Source organism: Streptomyces sparsogenes subsp. cuspidosporus (genome assembly GCF_039532705.1).
Lineage (GTDB): Bacteria > Actinomycetota > Actinomycetes > Streptomycetales > Streptomycetaceae > Streptomyces > Streptomyces sparsogenes.
In genome coordinates this window covers 1-6,431 of record NZ_BAAASD010000100.1, presented here as the reverse complement: position 1 = coordinate 6,431, position 6,431 = coordinate 1, and the positions used below count along the sequence as shown (strand labels likewise).

Annotated in this window: 2 protein-coding genes; both read left to right on the top strand. The window is 74.8% G+C overall.

Going from position 1 to position 6,431, the window contains the following annotated elements:
- A partial coding sequence (locus ABFY07_RS42330) for a type I polyketide synthase (RefSeq protein WP_346179564.1) occupies positions 1–5,918 on the top strand: 5,918 nt, incomplete at its 5' end.
- A 74-nt stretch (positions 5,919–5,992) separates the two neighbouring features.
- Positions 5,993–6,431 (top strand): beta-ketoacyl synthase N-terminal-like domain-containing protein (locus ABFY07_RS42325; RefSeq protein ID WP_346179563.1); only part of this gene is annotated, 439 nt, incomplete at its 3' end.

Here is a 6,431-nt window from a genome sequence, read left to right as displayed (position 1 = left end):
CCCGGCCCGCGGCGGCCACCGCCGCGCCCGCCGGGGGCGGCGCGCTCGCCGGCCGGCTGGCCGCGCTCGCCCCGCAGGAGCGCCGCCGGATGCTGACCGAGCTGGTCCGGGGCGAGACGGCCGTGGTACTCGGGCACCCCTCGGCGGAGGCGGTGGACCCCGACGCCACCTTCGCCAGGCTCGGCGCCGACTCCCTCACCGCCGTCGAGCTGCGGAATCGTCTGTCGGCCGGGTGCGGCCTGCGTTTGTCGCCCGCCGTGGTGTTCGACCATCCCACGCCGGCCGCGCTCGCCCGGCACCTCCTGGCCGAGCTGTCCGGCACCACCGAGGACGCGCAGGCACCCTCTCCTGCCGCCGCGCCGGCGTCCGCGGGCGCCGACCAGGTGGCCATCGTGGCGATGAGCTGCCGCTTCCCCGGTGGTGTCCGCTCCCCGGAGGACTTCTGGCGGCTCATCTCCCAAGGGCGGGCCGCCGTCTCCGACTTCCCCGCCGACCGGGGCTGGGATCTGGCGGCACTGTACGACCCGAACCCGGGCCGGGCCGGGCGCAGCTATGTGCGCAGCGGCGGATTCCTGGACGACGCGGCCGAGTTCGACGCCGAGTTCTTCGGTATCTCGCCGCGCGAGGCGCTGGCCATGGACCCGCAGCAGCGGCTGCTGCTGGAAACGGCCTGGGAGGCCGTGGAGCGGGCCGGAATCGCCCCGGCGTCCCTGCGCGGCAGCAGGACCGGGGTCTTTGTGGGCCTGCTGCCCACCCGGTACGGGCACGGTGGCGCCCCCGCCGACGCGGAGGGATACCTGGGGACCGGTTCGGCGATCAGCGTCGCCTCGGGGCGCATCGCCTACACCCTCGGGCTGGAGGGCGCGGCCGTGTCCGTGGACACCGCCTGCTCCTCCTCCCTCACCGCGCTGCACCTGGCCTGCCAGGCACTGCGGCAGGGCGAGTGCGACATGGCCCTGACCGGCGGCGTGACCGTGATGCCCACGCCCGACACCTTCCTGGAGTTCTCCCGGCAGCGAGGCCTGGCACCGGACGCCCGCTGCAAGGCGTTCTCGGCCGACGCCGACGGCACCGCGTTCTCCGAGGGCGTCGGGATGCTGGTGCTGGAGCGGCTGACCGACGCCCGGCGCAACGGCCATCGCGTGCTGGCGGTGGTCCGCGGCTCCGCGGTCAACCAGGACGGCGCGTCCAACGGCCTGGCCGCCCCCAACGGCCCGTCCCAGCAGCGCGTCATCCGTGAGGCCCTGGCCGCCGCAGGCCTGACGGCCGCCGACATCGACGCCGTCGAGGCGCACGGCACCGGCACCCGGCTGGGCGACCCCATCGAGGCCGAGGCGCTGCTGGCCACCTACGGCCGGGAACACACCGAGGACCGGCCGCTGTGGCTCGGCTCGGTGAAGTCCAACATCGGCCACACCCAGGCCGCCTCCGGTGTCGCCGGGGTGATGAAGATGGTGCTGGCCATGGGGCACCGGGAACTGCCCCCGACGCTCCATGTCACCGCACCCTCCCCGCACATCGACTGGTCGGCGGGCGCCGTCAGCCTGGTGACCGCGGCGACGCCGTGGCCGGACACCGGTGCCCCCGAGCGGTGCGGCGTCTCCGCCTTCGGGATCAGCGGCACCAACGCCCACGTCATCCTCGAAGCCGCCCCCGACGCCGATCGCGGCCACCGCGGCACCGCCACGGTGTCCCCCGCCGGGGAACCGGCCGGTGCCGGGGCGCCGCGGCCGTGGCTGCTGTCCGCGCACTCCGACGCGGCGCTGCGTGACCAGGCGCGACTGCTCCTCGAACGGCTCGGCCAGGACCCGGCCCCCGCCGCCGACGACGTGGCCTACTCCCTGCTCACCACCCGCACCCACTTTCCGCACCGGGCGGCGGTCACCGCCCCCGACCCCGCCGAACGCCTCCGCTGCCTGGCGGCCCTGGCCGCGGGCCGGCACCACCCGGACGTGGTGCGCGGGGTGGCCGGTGGCACGGACCCCAAGGTCGTGCTCGTCTTCCCCGGACAGGGCGGACAGTGGCCCGAGATGGCCCGTGGCCTGCTGGACTCCTCCCCGGTCTTCGCCGAGCGCCTCCAGGAGTGCGCGGCCGCACTCGCCCCGTACGTGGACTGGTCCCTGATGGACGTACTGCGGCAGGCGCCCGGCGCACCGTCCCTCGACCGGATCGACGTGGTGCAGCCGGCGCTGTTCGCGACGATGGTCGCGCTGGCCGCCACCTGGCGCTCGTACGGTGTGGAACCGGCCGCGGTGGTGGGCCACTCCCAGGGCGAGATCGCCGCGGCGCACATCGCGGGGATCCTCTCCCTCCCGGACGCGGCGAAGATCGTCGCTCTGCGCAGCAAGCTGTTCGCCGATGAACTGGCCGGCGCGGGCGCGGTGGCCTCCATCGCCCTGCCGGTCGAGCAGGTACGCGAACGCCTGGCCCGCTGGGACGGCCGACTGGAGGTCGCCGGCGTCAACGCGCCCAGCCTGACCGCCGTCGCCGGCGAGATGGACGCCCTCCGCGAGCTGGTGGCCGACGTCAAGAAGGACGGCCTCCGCGCCCGGATCGTCCCGGCGACACCACCGTCGCACTCCTTCCTCGTCGAGCGGCTCCGCGAGCGGCTGGCCGCCCCGCTGACCTCGCTGACCCCCAAGAACGGCGCCATCCCCTTCTACTCCACCGTCACCACGGAGGTCGTCGCCGGCGAGCGGCTGAACGCCGACTACTGGTACGCCAACATGCGGCAGCCGGTCGAGTTCGAGGCGGCCGTGCGACAGCTGCTCGCCGACGGGCACCGGCTGTTCATCGAGTGCGGCCCCCACCCCACGCTCGGCACGGCCGTCGAGGAGATCATCGCGGAGTCGGGCACCGACGCGACGGTCCTGGAAACCCTGCGCCGCGACGAGGGCGGCTTCACCACGCTGCTGCGATCGCTCGCCACCGCACAGGTCCACGGCGTCGCCCTGGACACCAAGGCCCTCTTCGCCCAGGCCCCCGCGCGCCCGACCGAGCTGCCCACCTACCCCTTCCAGCGCGCCCGCTACTGGCTCGACGCGCCCGGCGCCACCGCGCCCACCACCGACCGGGCAGGCGTGCGCGCCGCCGGACACCCCCTGCTGGGCGCGGTCGTGGAACTCGCCGACGACCGCGGCGCGGTGTTCACCGGGCGGCTGTCCCTCGCCGACCTCCCCTGGCTGGCCGACCACGCCCTGGGCGACACCGTGCTGCTGCCGGGCGCCGGCTTCGTGGAGCTGGCGCTGCACGCCGGCCACGAGACGGGCTGCGACCGGCTGGCCGACCTCACCCTGGAGACACCGCTGGTCCTCCCCGACGACGGCGCGGTCGCCATCCAGGTGCGCGTCGGACCGGCCCAGGCCGGCGGCCGGCGCGAGGTCACCGTCTCCGCCCGGCCCGAAGAACACCACGACACGCCATGGACCCGCCACGCCACCGGCACGCTCGACACGCCCCCCGCCACCGCGCACCGCGCCGATCCGGCCACCTCGTGGCCACCGGCGGGCGCGCGGCGGGTCGGCACCGCCGACTTCTACGACCGGTTCACCGCACTCGGCTACCACTACGGGCCCGCGTTCCAGGGCGTACGTGCCGTGTGGCGCGACGGCGACACCGTGTACGCCGAGGTGCGGCTGCCGGAACCGGCCCAAGACGGAAGCGCCTTCGGACTCCACCCGGCGCTGCTGGACGCCGCCCTGCAAGCCGGCGGCCTGCCCATGGCCGACCAGATGGACGACAGTCAGCGGCTGCCGTTCTCCTGGCAGGACGTCACCTTGACCACCCCCGGAACCACCGAAGCCCGCGTGGAGATCGTCCCGGCCGGGGACCACGGCATGGCCGTACGGATCACCGACCCCATGGGCCACCCCGTCCTGTCCATCGGCACGCTCGAACTGCGCCCGGTGTCCACCGAACAGCTGCGCGCCGCCCGCTCCCACCACCAGCGGTCGCTGTTCCAGGTGGACTGGGTGGAGCCCCCCGCACCCCCCATCCCGCCCGCCGGCGAACCGCGCTGGGTGTGGCTGGGAGAGCCCGCCGGCGACCACGCCGAGTGGCTCGGCACCCCGGGACGCCCCGCCCCCGCCTACCCCGACCTGCCCGCGCTCACCGAGGCGCTGCGCCCGGACCAACTCGCCCCCGACACGGTGGTGGTGTTCCGGCCGCACCGGCCGGCCCCGGCCCCCGGCGGCGAGCCGGACTCCGCACACGGCGCTTCCGCCGCCCGGGAGACCACCCGGCGCACACTGGAACTGGTGCGGGCCTGGCTGGCCGACGAGCGGCTCCTCGACGCCCGCCTGCTGATCCTCACCCACGGCGCCGTGCAGGTCGCCGAGGGGGAGAAACCGCACCTGGCTCAGGCGCCGGTGTGGGGCCTGATCCGCTCGGCGCAGGCCGAACACCCCGGCCGTCTGATCCTGGTGGACACCGACGACTCGGCCGCCTCGCGGCAGGCGCTGCCCACCGCCCTGGCCACCGGCGAGCCCCAGCTCGCGCTGCGCGACGGAACACCGCTGGTGCCCCGCCTGGCCAGGGCCGCCGCGCCGGCGGAGCGGCCGCGAGCACTGCCCACCGGCGGCACGGCGCTCATCACCGGTGGCACCGGCGCCCTGGGACGCGTGGTAGCCCGCCACCTGGTCACCGAGCACGGCGTCCGCCACCTGCTCCTGGCCAGCCGCAGCGGAACGGCCGCGCCGGGCATGGCGGACTTCACCGCCGAACTGGCCGACCTCGGTGCCACCGTCCACGTCACCGCCTGCGACATCTCCGACCGGGAAGCCCTGACCGCCCTGCTGGCCGGCATACCCGCCGACCACCCGCTGACGGCCGTGGTGCACGCCGCCGCCGTCCTCGACGACGCCGTGGTCGACGCCCTCACCCCCGACCGGCTGGAGGCGGTCCTGCGCCCTAAGTTGGACGGTGCCCTGCACCTGCACCACCTCACAGCGGACCTCGACCTCTCCGCCTTCGTGCTGTTCTCGTCCTTCGCCGGAGTCATCGGCTCGGCCGGGCAGGCCGGCTACGCGGCGGCCAACACCTTTCTCGACGCGCTCGCCGCCCGGCGGCGCGCCGACGGCCTGCCCGGACTCTCCCTGGCATGGGGGCTGTGGTCCGAACACAGCGAGTGGACCGCCGCGCTCGGCCAGGTCGACCGGCAGCGCATGGCCGCGCTCGGCGTGCTGCCGATGTCCACCCCCGATGCCCTGCGGCTCCTCGACACCGCCCTGGCCACCCCGCGCGCCCTGCTGGTGCCCACGGCCCTCGACCCCGCACGCATCGACACCCACGGACCCGCACCCGTACCCGCCCTGCTCACCGGCCTGGCGCGGCCCGCCCGGCGCACCACCCCGGCCGACCGGCACGCCCCGGGCGTGGACACCGACCTGGCACGGCGGCTGCGCGCCGCCGCTCCCGACGAGCGCGGCCATCTGCTGCTGGACCTGGTCCGCACCCAGATCGCCGCCGTCCTCGGCTACTCGGACCCCGCCCGGATCGCCTCCGACCGGGGCGTGATGGACCTCGGACTGGACTCCCTGACCGCCGTGGAACTGCGCAACCGGCTGACCGCCGCCACAGGCGAGCGGTTCCCGGTCGCCACGATCTTCAATCACGCCACCCCCGAGGCCCTGGCCGCCCACCTGGCCACCCGCTTCGCCTCCGCCCCCGGAAAACCGGAGGGGCCCGACCTCGTCGGCGAAATCGACCGTTTCGAGGCCGGCCTTGCCCGGCTCGCCCTCGGCGGCGAGGAGCGGGCCACGGTCCGCAGGCGACTGGAGTCCCTCCTCGCCGGCTGGGACGAGGACGAGCGGCGTGCCGACGCGGAGCCGGACTCGGAGACCCAGGTGGCGGAGCGGCTGGAGAACGCCACCGCCGACGAGGTCCTCGCCTTCCTCAAGGACGAATTCGGCAAGTCCTGACCGGACGGACAGCACCCGTCCCCTCGACCTTTTGAATCACTCTTCACACCGAATGGGTTGGTGGCGTCAGCGTCATGGCGAACGAAGAAAAGCTCCTGGAAAACCTCAAGTGGGCCACTGCCGAACTGCACCGGACCCGGCGGCGGCTGCGCGAGACCGAGGAGCAGAAGACGGAGCCGATCGCGATCGTCTCCATGAGCTGCCGACTCCCAGGCGGGGTGCGTTCGCCGGAGGACCTGTGGCGGCTGGTGGCCTCGGGTGCCGATGTGGTCGGTCCGTTCCCCACCGACCGGGGCTGGGACCCCGAGGACCTGTACGACCCGGACCCGGAGCGGACGGGGAAGAGCTACGCCCGGGAGGGCGGCTTCCTCGAGGACGCCTCCCGATTCGACGCCGACTTCTTCGGTATCTCGCCGCGTGAGGCGTTGAGTATGGATCCGCAGCAGCGGTTGTTGTTGGAGTCCGCGTGGGAGGTGTTGGAGCGGGCGGGGATCCGGCCTGAGTCGTTGCGGG